Below are 15,797 nucleotides of genomic sequence, written 5' to 3' on the forward strand. Positions count from 1 at the left end.
CCATATTTCCCAGGCTTTCTCTGCCTGTAATTCCAGCATTCTCAGGCCATTACTGGTGGCGGCGCCATTTTTTGCTGCCAGTTCCATAAATTTTGTAGTAGAGGGATTGTAAATCAGGTCGAAAGCAAGATGATCCTGAGTCAAAAAATGGTAAGGAATCTCCGGATGATCTTCAGTATTGGGAAAAGTCCCTAAAGGCGTGGTGTTGATGATTATTTTGTTCTTCTGAAGTGTTTCTTCATCAAGATATTTATAAGAAACCTGGTCTGTCCCCGGATTTCTGGAAACGTAGAGGTACTTTATTCCGAGTTTTTTTAAGGAAAAGGCCACTGCTTTTGAAGCGCCGCCCGTGCCAAGAATAAGAGCACGATAATTGCCATTTTTGAGCATTGGCTTTATTGCAGCCGAAAATCCTGTATAATCGGTATTATAGCCGGTAAGGCTTCTGTCTTCTTCAATTTTAATCGTGTTCACCGCTCCAATAGCTTCAGCATTCTCATCCAGGCGGTCCAGGTACTCCATAACCGACTGTTTGTACGGAATGGTGACATTTAAGCCTCTTAAAGCTTCATTTTCCTGAATTACAGCTTTAAAATGGCCAATTTCGGGTATATCAAAGTTTCTGTATTCAGCATTTATTTGCTTCTTCTGAAATTTTTCAGAAAAATAAATCCTGGAGAAAGAATAATCTATGTTTTTGCCTAGCAATCCGTATAATTTCATGCTTTTTTTGCTTTTTTCTCATACCATGCCAGTGCCAGCACGATTAAAATCCCCACTAATATAAAAAAAATGGCAATCCAGGTTTCAATATTGGTAAAATCAGGAAAATACCGGTCGTAGTTATCTATAACCTTGTTGCCCTGGCTGTCAATAAGGATATTTCCGAAGTCACCCTTTTTAAAGATCTCCTCTTTCCAAGGCCACACCACTCCAAGTGAACCTGTAATAAAGCCAATTATCACTGCAAATGTATCATTTTTGTAATGCTTTAAAACATAGCCCAGTAAATGTGAAAGCGACACCAGACCGGCCAAAGAACCCAGGGAAAAGACCACTAAAACCTGAAGTAATCTTAATCGCTCCCCGTTGTTGGTAAAGCTGAAATTCCAACTTAAAATATCGGCTACCGTGTCGTACAAGGCATTTACCGAGTCTACCAGCAACAACACATAATTGCCCAGTAAAATAAGGATAAACGAACCGGAAAGTCCCGGTAACGTCATTCCCGAAACACTTATTATTCCGCAGAAAAACACAAACCAGAGGTTGTCATTTTGTTTGGCAGGTTCGAGGAAGCTAATCGCCACGCCCAATAAAATTCCTGCAAGCACAAAAAGAATGCTCCTTTTGCTCCATTCCTCAAAGTCTTTGCTAATGTAGTAGATGGAGCCAATGATCATTCCAAAAAAGGCAGCCCAAACGTAGAGCTCGTAATGAACAATAAGATAATCCAGAACTTTTGAGACACTAAAATAGCTTATAAGCATCCCTAAAATAAGAAGCCCCAAAAATTTCCCGTTTATATACTGCGCAAAACTCCCGAACCTGCCGCTTATAAGTAGTTTAAAAGCCTTTAAATTGACTTTTTGAAGGGAGTAAATAAATTCTTCATAAAATCCTGCAACAAAAGCAACCACACCTCCCGAAACGCCGGGAACTTTATTGGCAGCACCCATGGCAAGGCCTTTGAGTACCAAAAAAAGCTTATCGGTAAAGGTCCTAGTTTGCTGCATTAGCACTCAGGGGTTTTTGACTGGCAAAATATTCCAGGGCTAAAATGAGCACAAAGCCGGCTACCATGAGGAGAAGGGCGAAAAACGTGTTAGCTTCCCCTTCAAAATTCCAGGGTAGTACAGATGTTTCCCGTATTACTACCTCTTTGTCACCATATACTGCGGTTTCAAGAACTTCTTTCCATGGCCAGATTTTATTTAGGGAACCGGCTATAAATCCGGTGAGAACAGCCAGGGTAATGGTACTGTAATTATTAAAAAGCCACTTCAGTAATCGGGAGAAGGTAAGTAATCCAAAAATAGCTCCCACGGCCACTATTGCGAGGGTTTTGATATCAAAATTATGCGCGGCTTCACTCACCGTTTTATAAGAACCTAATAATAGAAGGATAAAAGCTCCGGAAATTCCCGGCAAAATCATGGCGCATACTGCTACGGCACCGGCAAAGAATAAAAAGAGGGTACTTGAACTTCCTGCCATTGGCGGAAGGGAGACAATATAGAAGGCAACCAAGGCACCAACAAGTAAAGCCATGACAACTTTAAAATCCCACTGCGGAATCTGTTTTCCTACAAACCAAATGCTGGCAAGTACCAACCCAAAAAAGAAAGACCAGATAAGAACGGGGTGAGCTTCCAGAAGATAGTTGGTGAGGCGCATTACTGTGAAAATACTAATGAGGATCCCCAGTAAAAGGGCAACAAGAAAAGATCCGTTAAATTCTTTCCACATCGCAGAAAAACCTTCTTTTTTCCAGGTTTTGAGAAGGGAAATATTTACACCTCCAATAGTGCCTATAAGCTCTTCATAGATACCTGAAATAAAAGCAATTGTACCGCCAGAGACACCCGGAACCACATCTGCAGCTCCCATAGCCATACCTTTTAATGTAATAGTAAAATAATCTCTGATACTCCGCTGCATATCCTTAAATTAAGATTCTGCCAAAGGTATAAAAAAGTTGAAGGAGGAAAGTTTAAAGTTTAAAGTAAATAGTTACAGTATTAAATTGGAAAGTTTCGGGCTTTAGCTTAAAAAAGAAAAATATTGAAAATGAGTGATAAGTCAGTTGGTAAAATTTAAACCAGTTCTTTTTCGTGCATGTTCGACCTATAGAGTGGTTATTAAATGGTGTACAGTGTATACAATTTAGATGTTTAAAGTTGAAGAACAGGCGGACGAAAACGATAAGCAGCTAAATCTAAGCAGGTTTTTATGTTATGCAAAAAGGGACCAGTTAGGAGGTTTTTACATAGGAGTTTATAATTTCCCTTACGCTTTTGCGTCTAAAGATCGTTGGGAACAATTCTTCAATAATAATATAATATTCGGCATCCAGCCTTAGACCGTTCTTCAGGTGAAAGTATGCTTTATCTCCTTCGTTCAGGCAGAAAAACAGCCCTGCGAGGCGGTATTCAATTTCAGCAGTTTCAGGATAAAATTCCAGTGCCTGCATAAGGTTTTGAATGGCAGTTTCAAACTCACCAAGATCTATAAGGATATCACATCGCTTGATCCAGGTTTCCAGCTCATAATTGCCTAATTCCAGGCTCTTTTTATAACCTTGCTCAGCTTCTTCGTAAAAGTTTAAACGGTTGTTGATTTTCGCATACCGTTTCCAGTAAAGCACGTTTTCTTCATCTATATTAATCGCCTTGTTGATGTAATAAAGTGCCTTTTGATAATTGCGTTTCTTTATGTAAAAATCTGTAATTGCAATCCAGCCTTTATCAAGAAGCGGATCTTCATGTACGGTCTTTTTGTAATTCTCCAAAGCCAGTTCATCTGCGCCAAGCTTTTCAAAACACTTTCCAATCCTCAGGTATGCAAAGGAAGTTGGATCATCCAGTTCCAGGGTTATGCGGTAATTCTCTATGGCTTCATTGTAGCGCCCAAGCTTTTCCAGTACTTTTCCTTTTTCAAGATAGGCACCAATAAAATAATCGTCGCTAATTATTGCAAAATCGAAAGCAGCGAGTGCTTTTTCATAATCTTTAAGATCAAAATACTGTTTCCCAACCTGGTGCCATGCCACTTCACAATATGGATTTTTATTTAAATACATGTTGAGGTACTCAATAGCTTCCTCTTTTTGATCCAGAAAATCAAAACAATACATTACATTGTATAAGGCCGAATAATCCTCTTCATCTGCTTCAAGGCACTTCATAAAGCTGTATTTGGCATTTTCAAAATCTTCAAGAAAAAGATATTCCATACCTATAAGCGAATGCACATCAGCTTCATCTAAAGTAATTTCCAAAGCCATTTCCAGGGCATTAATAGCAGCCTCGTGCCTGTCCCTCTTGGACAATATTTGTGCTTTTTGGATATACACCTCTTCATTTGAAGCCTCCAAATCCTGCAGTTCGTTAAGCAATCCATCGGCAAGATCCAGTTTGTCCTCAAAAACAAGGATCTCTACTTTAAAAAGCTTAAGATTAGTGGAGGTGGGATGTTGCGCAAGCCCTAATTTAACAGCCTTTTTTGCCAGTGCAATTTTGCCGTTCTCCAAATAATGGTGAATAATGTTCTCAAACTCATTCGAGTCAAAGAAAAGAACATCGTTTGTTTTCAGCATCGATTCAAAGCGGGTAAGCGAGAAATTGTTTTCTTCGTTATGGCTCAATTGCATAAACAAGGTGTTACGGGATTTCTACTGTATTAAAATTAAAAATCATAGTAAGCTTTTCCTATTTTTTAAGATATTGTTGTTAACAATTTAATCAACAGGAGCGGCCGGGCTATTTATTTCCTGTAATGTGTCAATAATAATGCCACAACCTTCCCTTATTTCTTCTTCTGAAATGCTTAGTGGTGGGGTAATGCGAATCGCTTTTTTTTCGAATAAGAGCCAGAACAAAACCAGGCCTCTGTCTTTAGCCTTGAGTATAACTTCTGAAGCTATTTCTTCGGTAGGCACAAGTACTGCGAGCATTAAACCTTTTCCGCGGACTTCTGTAATGAGCGGGTGAACAAGCAATTCCCGAAATAATTTTTCTTTCTGAAGGCTTGCAGGGATCAGATTTGTTCCTGTTATTTCTTTTAAAGTTGCCAAAGCGGCAGCCGCAATTAACGGATTTCCCCCAAATGTAGTGATATGTCCAAGTTTGGGATTGTCTGCCAAAAGGTCCATAAGTTCTTCTGAAGCAGCAAAAGCACCAATAGGTAAACCGCCACCCATGCCTTTTCCTAAAGCCACAATGTCTGGCGCGACCTCAAAATTTTCAAATCCAAAAAGTTTGCCTGTTCTGCCAAAGCCCGGCTGTATTTCATCCAAAATCAAAAGTGATCCGGTTTTCTGGCACCGCTTTTTTACTTTTTTAAGAAAATCATTTTCAGGAAGTATAAAACCCGCGCCACCCTGGATGGTTTCGAGAATAACACCTGCCGTATTTTCAGTGATTTTCTCCAGATCGCCTTCATTGTTAAAATGAATAAAGGAAATATCTCCTACTAATGGCCTGAAAGGGGCCATACGTTCTTCCATGCTCATAAGGCTTAGCGATCCCATCGTGTTCCCGTGATAGGCATCTTTGGCAGCAATAATTTCACTGCGCCCTGTAGCTCTTCTGGCAAGTTTTAAAGCACCTTCAATAGCTTCGGTTCCAGAATTGGTGAGGTACGTTTTTTTGATATTATCGGGAAAATATGCAGCAAGAAGCTTTGTAAGCTGCACTGCCGGTTCCTGGGCATACTCTCCATAAACCATCACATGCAAATATTGATCTGCCTGTTTCTTTATGGCATTAACCACGGCAGGATGGCAGTGCCCCAAAGAACAAGCCGAAACCCCGGCCACAAAGTCCAGGTGTTTTTTGCCGTCTGTAGTAAAAATATAAGAACCTTTAGCGTGCGAAACTTCCAGGCCCAGTGGATGTGGTGTTGTTTGCGCCTGGTATTTTATAAAGTCATCTTTCAAATTTCCTCATTTTCGTCCGTTACGGACTCATCCTTCAATAGATTTGCAGGCTGAAGTTCTTCCTGCTCCTGTTGTGGCGGGTCCTCTTCTTTATTCTGAAGATCTTCAGGCTGCAGGCGCGAGTTCTCATTCAGTAAAAGGTCATCATCTTCCCGCTGATCGAAAAATTCTTCCTGCTCTTCCGGCAAAGGAATTCCCTGAATTCTAACGAGTTCAGGCAAAGGTTTTCCTTTAAATAAATCTTCTTTTGTCATTAACCTTTCTTCGCCGCGCCAGTTAAAACCAATAAGTAGTCTTTCATTTACCGGAAATTCTTCCTCGGGAATTAAACCGCCTTCAGGATCATCAAAGTAATAAATTTCATCTATTTCCTGTTCATTGAACATTATCCTTATGGAACTCGATACGGTCCTGTTAATTCCTAAAAGCTCCTGTTGGTCATTTCGCATATAGTTCAGCGTTTCGGTATTTTTATTGATATCCACCTGGTAAATATCATTTTCACGGAAAAGTCCTACCAGTTCCATACCTTTTACCTGGTTATAACCTTCAACAGTGTCTTTCTGTATTAGAAATGCGTTGTTAAACACCATTAAAGAATCCAGTTGTTCGGTTTCAGGGTTTGATTTAAGGTGAATGGTGTCCCCGGTCATCTGACTTTCACCCGACCAAATCACCGGATTCCTCCTTTTACTTACAGAAGTGACAGGCCCACTGCTTTTATTGATTAGTTTGGTTAAACCCGTTTTCTGGTCTACGTAAATCGAATCGCTTTTACCACTCATGTCTGTTTTAAATATCCTTACATCATAAAACCCACGGATCACCCTTTCTTCGGGTACACCTGTGATCATGAGGGTGTCGCTATGGATAAATACAGAATCTTTATCCTGCAAAGTAGCGGCTACCGGTCTTTTTGTGATAATAACCGAATCTCTTTCGCGAAAAACTTCAGCGTAATGGCCTTTTACAACGCTTTGATTAATGGTATCTGTTACCACGATGTTGTTTGTGGCCGATGCAAAATTCCGGTTTCTGTCAAAGTAGAGGCTATCTCCTTCTACTTTCCTGTTCTTATAGTCTATCTGCGAATTTTTTACAAAATATCCGGTATCTCCTCGGGTGTCATAAAATCCTCTTTCGCAGTAAACCGTACTGGTTTCGCTTTCTATAGTTGTGGGGCCATAAAGATAGGCGTGTCCTGTTTCTGAATAAAAATCAAGCTGTTCAGAATTTATCACATATTCCGGATTGGTCAATACAACATCAGATACAAAGGAATATTTATCCTGTTCCATATAATACCTGCCTACAGTACTGGTAAGGACGCTGGCAGTATCAATAACCTTGCCCCCACTACGGTAATAAGCCTGTTGCTTTACACGGTCAAAAAATAAGCTATCTGTTTTAAGGGTGGTTTGGGGCCTTTGCATAACAACTTTTCCGCTGGCAAAAGCAAACTGGGTAGTGCCGTTATATTCGGCATAATTGCTGGCCATGCTCACCGTATCCCCCTGGTGCATTCTCACATTTCCAAAAGCCTTAAAAAAGTTATCCTGGTTGTAGAAAACAGCATTGTCGCACCACACTTCTATTCCCTGGTGGGTAAAATGCACCTGGTTTTCCACTTTACTAAGGATGATTGCCCCGGGATATCTTTCCTCATTTTTTACCTGCCGGTCGCTGGTATAGTCTATTTTTTTTGCATCCTGGGCATAGCTGCTATAAGAGCAGCACGTAAATAAAAGGAGTATGAGGAAATTAAAGTATTTCAAAAGAAAAAGTTTCTGCGAAAATAACGAAAATTCAGCGCAATTAGTATAAACATTTCTGAACTGTCTTTGATTGGATAATCCGCTATCGGGATACATTCTATGTTATCAAAAACCGGTCAGTTTTAGATGTGTAAATCTTAACATTTTCCTAATAGGGCACAAGGAAATATTAAATCTTGGTCTCCTGAAGCTGCATTATTAAAATTTTAACAATTGTTTAGTTCTATATAACTAATTTACGAGTAAGTTTAACCGTGAACTAAAAATTATATTATGAAGAGACCAGTTGTAAAGGTTGATTTTGTTGATGAATCGCCAAAAAATGGAAAATTTAAGTCTCGAAGGAGATTTATAAAAATTGGAGGATTAGCTTTTGCAGGCTCCAGCTTTTTAATGTATTCCTGCAGTGAAGATGATGATTTTAACCCGGGCCAACAACAAGGTCCCGACCCTGAGCCTGAAGAACCAGAGGAGCCTGAAGAACCAGAAGAACCCGTGGAGCCTGAAGAGCCTGCTGCTTTTGACTTGGGTAGCGGTGACGTAGGGATTCTTAATTATGCTTATGCTCTTGAACAATTAGAGGCTGCTTTTTATACTGCGGTAAGAGCAGGAGATTACTATTCAGGAGCTCCGGCAGAAGAACAGGAACTTATAGATGATCTTTATAACCATGAAGTGATTCACCGTGAATTTTTTAGAGCGGCAATTACGGCTGCAGTAGGAGAAGGAAATGAAGATATGGTATTACCAGATCTTGAATTTAATACTGATTCTATTGACTTTAACGATAGAACTTCTGTTCTGGAAACAGCAAGATTACTGGAAGATACTGGAGTAGCTGCCTATAATGGTGCAGGGGATAGACTGGAGAGCGCTACTTACCTTACTATTGCCGGTAAAATTGTTTCTGTAGAGGCCAGACACGCTTCTGCAATTCGTTCCTTACTTAATCCACAATCTGCGGATTTTGCAGGTGATGACATTCTTGTAGATATTCAGGGTACGGGTGTAGCTTATGATAGAGCGGCTGATCCATCTGAAATTATTAGTGAGGCCGGTGGTTTCATTGCTACAGAATTTACAGCAGATAATTTACCGTCACCAATGACCGGATCGTAAGCGATAACAACTAAAAAAGAAAAAAATTATGAGTATTATAAAAATGTTGGATGAATTTACATCCGAAAACTTAACCAAAAAAACAAGTTCACGCCGAGAGCTGTTTAGTACTTTTGGCTCTTTAGGCAAAAAAGCTGCTGTTGCAGCAGTTCCTTTTGGACTTGCAGGAAAATCTGCAAGTGCTAGTACTTTTTTTCAGCAAAGAGCTCATGAGGAGCCGTTTAGATTAGCTTTAACTCTAGAATACCTTGAAGCTCAGTTTTATATGATGGCACTTGAGTCGGGAGTTCTGGAAGGCGGAAGTCGTGAAGAAATTGCTTTCATGAAAATTTCAGAACACGAAGATGCACATGTTGCCCTTTTACAGGCTGTTTTAGAAGAGGCTGGAGTAAACACAGATTCACCTTCGTTTGATTTTACTGTTGGTGGAATGTTTGATCCTTTTAATGAGAACGGGGACATGGAAACGGCGAGAGCTCAGGTACTGGCACTTGCTCAGGCTTTTGAAGACACGGGAGTAAGAGCTTATAAAGGTCAGGCTCCAATGTTAATGGGAACGCCATGGCTTGAACCAGCTTTACAGATCCATTCTGTAGAAGCACGGCACGCTTCAGAAATTAGAAGAATAAGAGGTCTTAAAGGTTGGATCACCGGAAGTGAACGCGGTGCAGGAATGCCGGATGCAACCCAGGCTGTCTATGATGGCGAAGATGTTGTGACCCAGGGAGGTGTAGATTTAACTACTCTGGATTATGGGGATTCTCCTATCGTTGGTGACGTTACTGCGGCAGTAACCCAGGCTTTTGATGAGCCAATAAATAGTGAGACTGCAACAACTATCGCCAACTTGTTCATTGTCGCCGATGATAATGGTGATGGAGAAGAAGATACAGAAGGATAAAAAGATAAATAGATTTGTCAAAGAAAAAGGCTGTTTCGCGAGAAACAGCCTTTTTGTATATAATAACTATTAGTTAGTTTTATCTGGTAATTGTTTGTTTACGGTCCGGCCCAACTGAAACCACAGAAATTGGCACTTCCAGTTCTTTTTCGAGAAATTTAACGTACTCATTAAATTCGTCCGGCAACTCTTCAGTTTTAGTCATTCCGGTAAGATCAGCCGCCCAGCCTTTCATTTCCGTATATACGGGAGTAACATTTTCTGCTTCTATATTATAAGGAAGATGTTTAATTTCTTCACCTCTGTAGTTATAAGCGGTACAAACTTTTAAGGTATCAAAACCACTTAAAACATCACCCTTCATCATAATAAGCTGCGTGATCCCATTAACCTGCACGGCATATTTCAATGCCACAAGATCCAACCAACCACACCTTCTTGGCCTACCTGTGGTAGCACCAAATTCGTTACCAACCCGCGCCATGGTTTTCCCGTCTTCATCAAAAAGTTCAGTAGGGAAGGGGCCACTACCTACCCGGGTGGTATAGGCTTTAAAAATTCCAAAAGCTTCTCCAATTTGTTTGGGTGCCACACCCAGACCGGTACAGGCTCCTGCCGCAGTGGTGTTGGATGAGGTAACAAAAGGATAGGTTCCAAAATCGATATCCAGTAAAGAACCCTGCGCACCTTCGGCCAAGATGGTTTTATTATCTGCCTGTGCGTTTTGAAGATACTCCTCGCTATCTATAAAAGTGAGTTCCTTTAAAGTCTTTACAGCATCAAAGAACTCTTTTTCCAACTCTGCCAGGTTATACTGTACATCTACATTGTAAAACTCGATCATTTTTTCATGCTTATTAGCGAGAGAGCGGTATTTCTCTTCCCAGCCATCCAGCTCAAGATCTCCTATTCTAATGCCGTTTCTTCCGGTTTTGTCCATATATGTTGGTCCAATACCTTTTAATGTAGATCCAATTTTGGCTTTGCCTTTAGAAGCTTCAGAAGCCGCATCCAGTAACCTGTGCGTTGGCAAAATTACATGCGCTTTCCTGGATATTAGTAACTTAGACTTGTAATCAATATTATGTTTGCTAAGATTTTGAAGTTCCTTTTTGAAAATCACAGGGTCAATTACCACTCCGTTACCCACTAAGTTAATGGTGCTGTCGTGGAAAATTCCTGAAGGAATAGTATGTAAAACGTGCTTTTGACCGTCAAATTCGAGAGTGTGTCCGGCGTTTGGACCTCCCTGAAAACGTGCTATAATATCGTAATTGGAGGTGAAAACATCCACAATTTTTCCTTTTCCCTCGTCGCCCCACTGGAGCCCGAGAAGTAAATCTACCGCCATGAAATATTTGGGTTAATTAGTTTCTTCTTTTTTGTTGCCGTAAAAATATAAAGAATGTTTGGTAATTTCGATATCAAAAACCTCTTCTATGGTTTTTTTGATAGTCTGTATCCTTGGATCGCAGAATTCGATAACTTCCCCGGTGTCGGTAAGGATAATATGATCGTGGTTACGGTCAAAGTAAGATTTTTCGTATTGCGCCTGGTTCTGCCCAAACTGGTGCTTTCTTACCAGTCCGCATTCCAGCAATAATTCAATAGTATTGTATAAAGTGGCCCGGCTAACGCGGTACTTTTTATTCTTCATTTTGATATAAAGGGATTCAATATCAAAATGATCATCATTATTGTATATTTCCTGAAGTATCGCAAAACGTTCCGGAGTCTTTCGATGACCCTTATCTTCCAAAAATTTGGTAAATACGTTTTTTACGACAGCCTGATCGTTCTTATTTACAACTTTTTTACTCATAATTCTTTCTCCAAAGCAAAGATATGGGATTATTCACGGCTTACCTTGTCTATGCCGTTAATTTTTTTGAGCCGGCTAATGATCGTCGAAAGGATAGAATTGTTCTTGACCACCAGGGTAATCCTACCACTGAAAATGCCGTCTGAACTTTCAAAATTGATATTTTTCATGTTCACATTCAGGTTACTGGAAATCTCTTTGGTAATTTCGCTTACCAGGCCTAAATTATCAATTCCGGTAAGCCGTATGACTGCTCTAAAATCCTGCTGTGAACTATCTATCCATTTGGCCGGGATTATCCTGTAGGCATAATTACTCTGAAGCTGGATTGCATTTGGGCAATCTTTTTTGTGCACCTTAATCCCATCGCTAACCGTTACAAAACCAAAAACGTTATCTCCCGGAATTGGATTGCAGCAACTCGCGAGCTTATAATCCAGGGTTTCGTCCTGGTCTTTTCCAAACACAAGCTGATCGTATTTGGAAGTGATTTCATCCTTATCAAGATCTTCTGCCACAACGGGCTTTTTGATCTTGCTCTTAATGTAACTTACCAGCGCATTGCTCCTGGAAGAAGCAAACTCCTTGATTTTCTGATTGTCAATTTTTCCAATCCCCACACGGTAAAAAAGATCCAGGCTTGTCTTTAAATGAAAGAAAACTACCAGCTCGTTAATTGATTTTTCGTTGAAGGGTATTTTTTGCGATTTTAATTTTCGGGTAAGTATAGCTTTTCCTTCTTCCGCAATTTCCTTTTTCTCATCCTTCAGGGACGATTTTATTTTAGCCCTCGCCCGGGCAGTAGTGGCATAATCCAGCCAGTTTACATTAGGTTTGGCGTTTTCAGAAGTTATAATCTCCACCTGGTCGCCGCTTTTTAGTTCATGACTTAGCGGGACGAGTTTATTGTTCACACGGGCACCGCGGGTGTGCGTACCTATCTCGGTATGGATACTGAAGGCAAAATCCAGCGGAGTGGCTCCCTTTGGAAGTGACTTTAAATCCCCCTGCGGGGTAAACACAAAGATTTCCTTAGAATAAAGGTTGAGTTTAAATTGTTCTACAAAATCAACAGCATTAACTTCCGGGTTCTCGAGAGCTTCCTGTAAACGATTAAGCCATTCTTCAATTCCCTGTTCTTCCTGGACATCACCCTGTTTGTACTTGTAATGCGCAGCATAACCTTTTTCAGCAATTTCATTCATCCGCTGGCTCCTTATCTGCACTTCCACCCATCTTCCTTTTGGGCCCATCACGGTAATGTGAAGCGCCTCATAACCTGTAGATTTTGGAGAAGAAATCCAGTCTCTAAGGCGGGTAGGATTTGGCCGGAAATGATCTGTTACTATAGAATATATCTTCCAGGCAAAGAATTTTTCGTCATAAGCTTCACTTTTGTATATAATCCTTATCGCAAACTTATCATAAACTTCGTCGAAGCTTACATTCTGATTAAGCATTTTACGATGAATGGAAAAGATAGATTTTGGCCTTCCTTTAATTTCATACACAAAATCTTCCCTCTCCAAAGAGTTTTCTATAACCCGGGAAAATTCCCTTATGTATGCATCCTGCTCTTCTTTGCTCTCCTTGATCCTGGTGAAGATCTCATTATAAACTTCAGGTTCTGTATATTTTAACCCGAGATCTTCAAGCTCTGTCTTAATATTATAAAGCCCAATCCTATGGGCCATAGGTGCATAAATATATAATGTTTCTGAAGCAATTTTCACCTGCTTATCCGCGCGCATGGCGTCCATGGTCTGCATATTGTGCAGCCTGTCGGCTATCTTAATAATGATCACCCTAATATCGTCATTCAAGGTGAGCAGCATTTTTCTGAAGTTTTCGGCCTGCAGCGAGACATCCTTATCCTTTTTAAGACTGGAAATTTTTGTGAGCCCGTCCACAATTTTAGCAACGGTTTCACCAAACATTTCTTCAATTTGCTCTAGGGTGTAAGGAGTATCTTCAACTACATCATGAAGAAGGGCCGCAGCTATGGAAGTGGCATCCAAACCAATTTCCGAAGCTACTATTTTTGCCACTGCGACAGGATGAAAAATATAGGCTTCACCAGATTTCCTACGCTGGTCTTTGTGCGCATCCACAGCAGTGTCAAAAGCAGATCGTATCAACTTCTTGTCATCTGCTGTGAGCATCTGGTAACTAATACGTAGAAGTTCCTTGTACTGCCTTGCAATATCTTTATTTTCCTTTTTTATAGCGGCTTCTGTCATCATGTTTTAAAAGTACAATTAAGATTGTAAACAAACAACTACAAAGTCCCCTTTAGATTTCTTAATCGCTGCAATAGTGGGGGGTGCGAGTAATGTACCTTTACGTAAGCGCGATGTGGGGTTAAATTGCTCAGGCTGTTTTTGGATAGTTTTTTTAAGCTTGAAATTAAGTAGTTACCGTCATAAGTATCCTGCGCAAAATTATCTGCCTGATATTCAAATTTTCGGGAAAGATAATTCATTATAAATCCGGTTAATTCTGAAATTGGGCTGTAAAGTATTCCGAAGGCAATAAGGCCAATATGAAAACCTGGTTCTGAAACTCCCAATGCTGCCGAAAGTTCCGGATTTCCTACGAAAAGGGACAATAACCACAATGTAAAACCGGTGGTAAGAATAGAGGCGGTAAGATTAACGATAATGTGGTTTTTTTTATAGTGGCCAACCTCGTGCGCGAGTACCGCCACAATTTCTTCATCGTTAAGATCATTTACCAATGTGTCGTAGAGCGTTATTCGTTTTTCCTTCCCAAATCCGGAGAAATAAGCATTGGCTTTTGTACTTCTTTTAGAACCGTCAATCACAAAAATATTGTCGAGCTTAAAACCAACATTTTCGGTATATTCTTCAATCTTTGTGCGTAGGGAACCTTCCTGTAGCGGAGTCTGTTTGTTGAAAAGCGGAACAATAAGTTTCGCGTAGAACATGTTCATAAAAATGGCAAATATCGCCACGAGGATCCAGGCATACCACCAAAAATTATCTCCGGCAATCTGGTAAAACCAGATAATGAGCGACAGGATTCCTCCACCCAACACAGCAGTCATTCCCCATCCTTTTATTTTGTCCAGTAGGAATGTCTTTTTGGTTGTTTTGTTAAAGCCATATTTCTCCTCGATCACAAACGTGCTGTACCACGAAAAAGGAGTGGTGAGAATATCACTACCAAACATAATTATTCCAAAGAAAATAAGTGCCACCAATATTGGATTGTCTGTGATGCTTCTCGCGATTTGATCTACCCATTCAAAACCACCAAAAATTATAAAACCGAGCGTAAGCAAAACCGAAAATGTTGAGGTAATCAAGCCGAATTTGTAGCGCTCCTTTTTATAGCGCTGGGATTTTTCATATTCTTCAGGATTATAAACATCCTCAAGTTCCTCCGGAACGGGATCATCAAAATGTTTTGCGTTTAAGGCATCCAGGATTTTATCGAATATAAAATCGATAATTATGATCCCGATAATGATATAATATAAAGTCTCTGAGTTCAAAATGAGTTTCTATTTAAATGAAAGTATTCTTTCCTGAACAAGTTAATTGTATAAATTCCTACAGCCTACAGCTTACCGTCTAACTTGAAAATCCGCGCTGCCGTTTTGCTTCGAAAACCAGGATTCCTGCTGCAACAGAAACATTCATGGAATCTATTTCTCCACTCATGGGAATTATAATGTTTTGATCTGAATTTTCCAGCCATTCGCTGCTCAACCCCGTAGCTTCTGTCCCTACCACAATTGCTGAACTTTCCCTGAAGTCAATTTCAGCGTAAATTTTTGAAGATTGCAGGGCGGCGGCGTAAATCTTAATATGTTGTCGTTTTAAAAAGGCGATAATTTCAGAAGTAGAAGCTGTGGCAACTTGATTTGTAAAAACACAACCCACGCTGGACCTTATGATATTTGGATTGTAAAGATCGGTCTTTGGATTGGCAATTATCACCGCATCTACCTTTGCAGCATCTGCTGTCCTCAATAAAGCGCCAATATTGCCCGGTTTTTCGGGTGCTTCGGCAATAAGTATCAATGGTTTTTCTGAAGAAAACTTTAAATCTTCCAACGCACAGTTCCTGGACCTAAAAACTGCTATTACACCTTCTGTACTTCCGCGGTAAGCGAGTTTGTTATAAACTTCAGGGGAGAGTTCGATCACTTCAGGTCGAAAATTACCATTTTCGGACACTGACTTTATTTCTTCTTCGGAAGTTAAATCAGCCTGAAAATAGATTTCCGTTAGTTGAAAACCGCCTTTTATTCCCAACCGGATTTCCCGCATTCCTTCCACCGTAAAAAGCCCTTCTTTTCTCCTGTTCCGGGATTTTTCCTGTAACTGAAGAAGATGTTTCACTGCAGCATTTTGTAAGCTCGAAATTTGTTTGTGCATAAAGCAAAGATAATAAAAGAGATTGCTGACTTACACAATCCCGAATCTAAAGTTAAAATGGTTAAAGTTGTTTAAAAAATAACGCTTTAAAGCGCTTGGGCAAGCCTAAATTTTT

13 protein-coding genes are annotated in these 15,797 nt (G+C 40.1%); 2 read left to right on the forward strand and 11 right to left on the reverse strand.

Going from position 1 to position 15,797, the window contains the following annotated elements; translation table 11 throughout:
* From RM529_RS07170 to RM529_RS07195, 6 genes are all read right to left on the reverse strand, one after another.
* Positions 1–723, reverse strand: a 723-nt coding sequence (locus RM529_RS07170; RefSeq protein WP_311484078.1) for a shikimate dehydrogenase family protein, incomplete at its 3' end; no start/stop codon positions are given.
* Positions 720–1,736, reverse strand: a complete 1,017-nt coding sequence (locus RM529_RS07175; protein WP_311484079.1) for a DUF368 domain-containing protein — start codon at positions 1,734–1,736, stop codon at positions 720–722. The genes RM529_RS07175 and RM529_RS07170, both read right to left, overlap by 4 nt.
* Positions 1,723–2,661 (reverse strand): DUF368 domain-containing protein, encoded by a 939-nt coding sequence (locus tag RM529_RS07180; protein ID WP_311484080.1) that lies wholly within the window; start codon positions 2,659–2,661, stop codon positions 1,723–1,725. The genes RM529_RS07175 and RM529_RS07180 overlap by 14 nt, the downstream gene beginning before the upstream one ends.
* 313 nt (positions 2,662–2,974) lie before the next feature.
* Complete coding sequence (locus RM529_RS07185) at positions 2,975–4,372, reverse strand: tetratricopeptide repeat protein (RefSeq protein ID WP_311484081.1); 1,398 nt, start codon at positions 4,370–4,372, stop codon at positions 2,975–2,977.
* An 87-nt stretch (positions 4,373–4,459) separates the two neighbouring features.
* Positions 4,460–5,659, reverse strand: coding sequence for an aspartate aminotransferase family protein (locus RM529_RS07190; RefSeq protein ID WP_311484083.1), 1,200 nt, complete (start codon positions 5,657–5,659; stop codon positions 4,460–4,462).
* The gene (locus RM529_RS07195) at positions 5,656–7,434 is read right to left on the reverse strand and encodes an OstA-like protein (RefSeq protein ID WP_311484084.1); all 1,779 of its coding nucleotides are present in this window, start codon (positions 7,432–7,434) and stop codon (positions 5,656–5,658) included. The genes RM529_RS07190 and RM529_RS07195 overlap by 4 nt, the downstream gene beginning before the upstream one ends.
* A gap of 273 nt (positions 7,435–7,707) precedes the next feature.
* Between RM529_RS07195 and RM529_RS07200 the strand changes: the two genes are divergently transcribed.
* Both RM529_RS07200 and RM529_RS07205 read left to right on the forward strand, forming a co-directional pair.
* Positions 7,708–8,553 (forward strand): ferritin-like domain-containing protein, encoded by an 846-nt coding sequence (locus RM529_RS07200; protein ID WP_311484085.1) that lies wholly within the window; start codon positions 7,708–7,710, stop codon positions 8,551–8,553.
* A 28-nt stretch (positions 8,554–8,581) separates the two neighbouring features.
* Positions 8,582–9,454, forward strand: coding sequence for a ferritin-like domain-containing protein (locus RM529_RS07205; RefSeq protein WP_311484086.1), 873 nt, complete (start codon positions 8,582–8,584; stop codon positions 9,452–9,454).
* Positions 9,455–9,533: 79 nt separating this feature from the next.
* On the opposite strand, the gene RM529_RS07210 is transcribed toward RM529_RS07205, so the two are convergent.
* The 5 genes from RM529_RS07210 to RM529_RS07230 form a co-directional block, all read right to left on the reverse strand.
* The gene (locus RM529_RS07210; RefSeq protein WP_311484087.1) at positions 9,534–10,805 is read right to left on the reverse strand and encodes an adenylosuccinate synthase; all 1,272 of its coding nucleotides are present in this window, start codon (positions 10,803–10,805) and stop codon (positions 9,534–9,536) included.
* Between the two features lie 12 nt (positions 10,806–10,817).
* Positions 10,818–11,276, reverse strand: a complete 459-nt coding sequence (locus RM529_RS07215; RefSeq protein WP_311484088.1) for a Fur family transcriptional regulator — start codon at positions 11,274–11,276, stop codon at positions 10,818–10,820.
* 29 nt (positions 11,277–11,305) lie between these two features.
* The gene (locus RM529_RS07220) at positions 11,306–13,516 is read right to left on the reverse strand and encodes a RelA/SpoT family protein (RefSeq protein ID WP_311484124.1); all 2,211 of its coding nucleotides are present in this window, start codon (positions 13,514–13,516) and stop codon (positions 11,306–11,308) included.
* A gap of 38 nt (positions 13,517–13,554) precedes the next feature.
* The gene (locus RM529_RS07225; protein WP_311484089.1) at positions 13,555–14,793 is read right to left on the reverse strand and encodes a M48 family metallopeptidase; all 1,239 of its coding nucleotides are present in this window, start codon (positions 14,791–14,793) and stop codon (positions 13,555–13,557) included.
* A gap of 79 nt (positions 14,794–14,872) precedes the next feature.
* Positions 14,873–15,682 (reverse strand): TrmH family RNA methyltransferase, encoded by an 810-nt coding sequence (locus tag RM529_RS07230; RefSeq protein ID WP_311484090.1) that lies wholly within the window; start codon positions 15,680–15,682, stop codon positions 14,873–14,875.
* Positions 15,683–15,797 lie beyond the last annotated feature (115 nt).

Origin of the sequence: Autumnicola edwardsiae (assembly GCF_031846505.1) — a bacterium.
GTDB lineage: Bacteria > Bacteroidota > Bacteroidia > Flavobacteriales > Flavobacteriaceae > Autumnicola > Autumnicola edwardsiae.

Bases quoted from the DNA above. Each gene is read 5' to 3' on its own strand.
- RM529_RS07205 (WP_311484086.1), top strand. From the start codon at position 8,582: ATGAGTATTATAAAAATGTTGGATGAATTTACATCCGAAAACTTAACC.
- RM529_RS07220 (WP_311484124.1), bottom strand. From the start codon at position 13,516: ATGACAGAAGCCGCTATAAAAAAGGAAAATAAAGATATTGCAAGGCAG.
- RM529_RS07175 (WP_311484079.1), bottom strand. From the start codon at position 1,736: ATGCAGCAAACTAGGACCTTTACCGATAAGCTTTTTTTGGTACTCAAA.
- RM529_RS07180 (WP_311484080.1), bottom strand. From the start codon at position 2,661: ATGCAGCGGAGTATCAGAGATTATTTTACTATTACATTAAAAGGTATG.
- RM529_RS07230 (WP_311484090.1), bottom strand. From the start codon at position 15,682: ATGCACAAACAAATTTCGAGCTTACAAAATGCTGCAGTGAAACATCTT.
- RM529_RS07210 (WP_311484087.1), bottom strand. From the start codon at position 10,805: ATGGCGGTAGATTTACTTCTCGGGCTCCAGTGGGGCGACGAGGGAAAA.
- RM529_RS07215 (WP_311484088.1), bottom strand. From the start codon at position 11,276: ATGAGTAAAAAAGTTGTAAATAAGAACGATCAGGCTGTCGTAAAAAAC.
- RM529_RS07185 (WP_311484081.1), bottom strand. From the start codon at position 4,372: ATGCAATTGAGCCATAACGAAGAAAACAATTTCTCGCTTACCCGCTTT.
- RM529_RS07200 (WP_311484085.1), top strand. From the start codon at position 7,708: ATGAAGAGACCAGTTGTAAAGGTTGATTTTGTTGATGAATCGCCAAAA.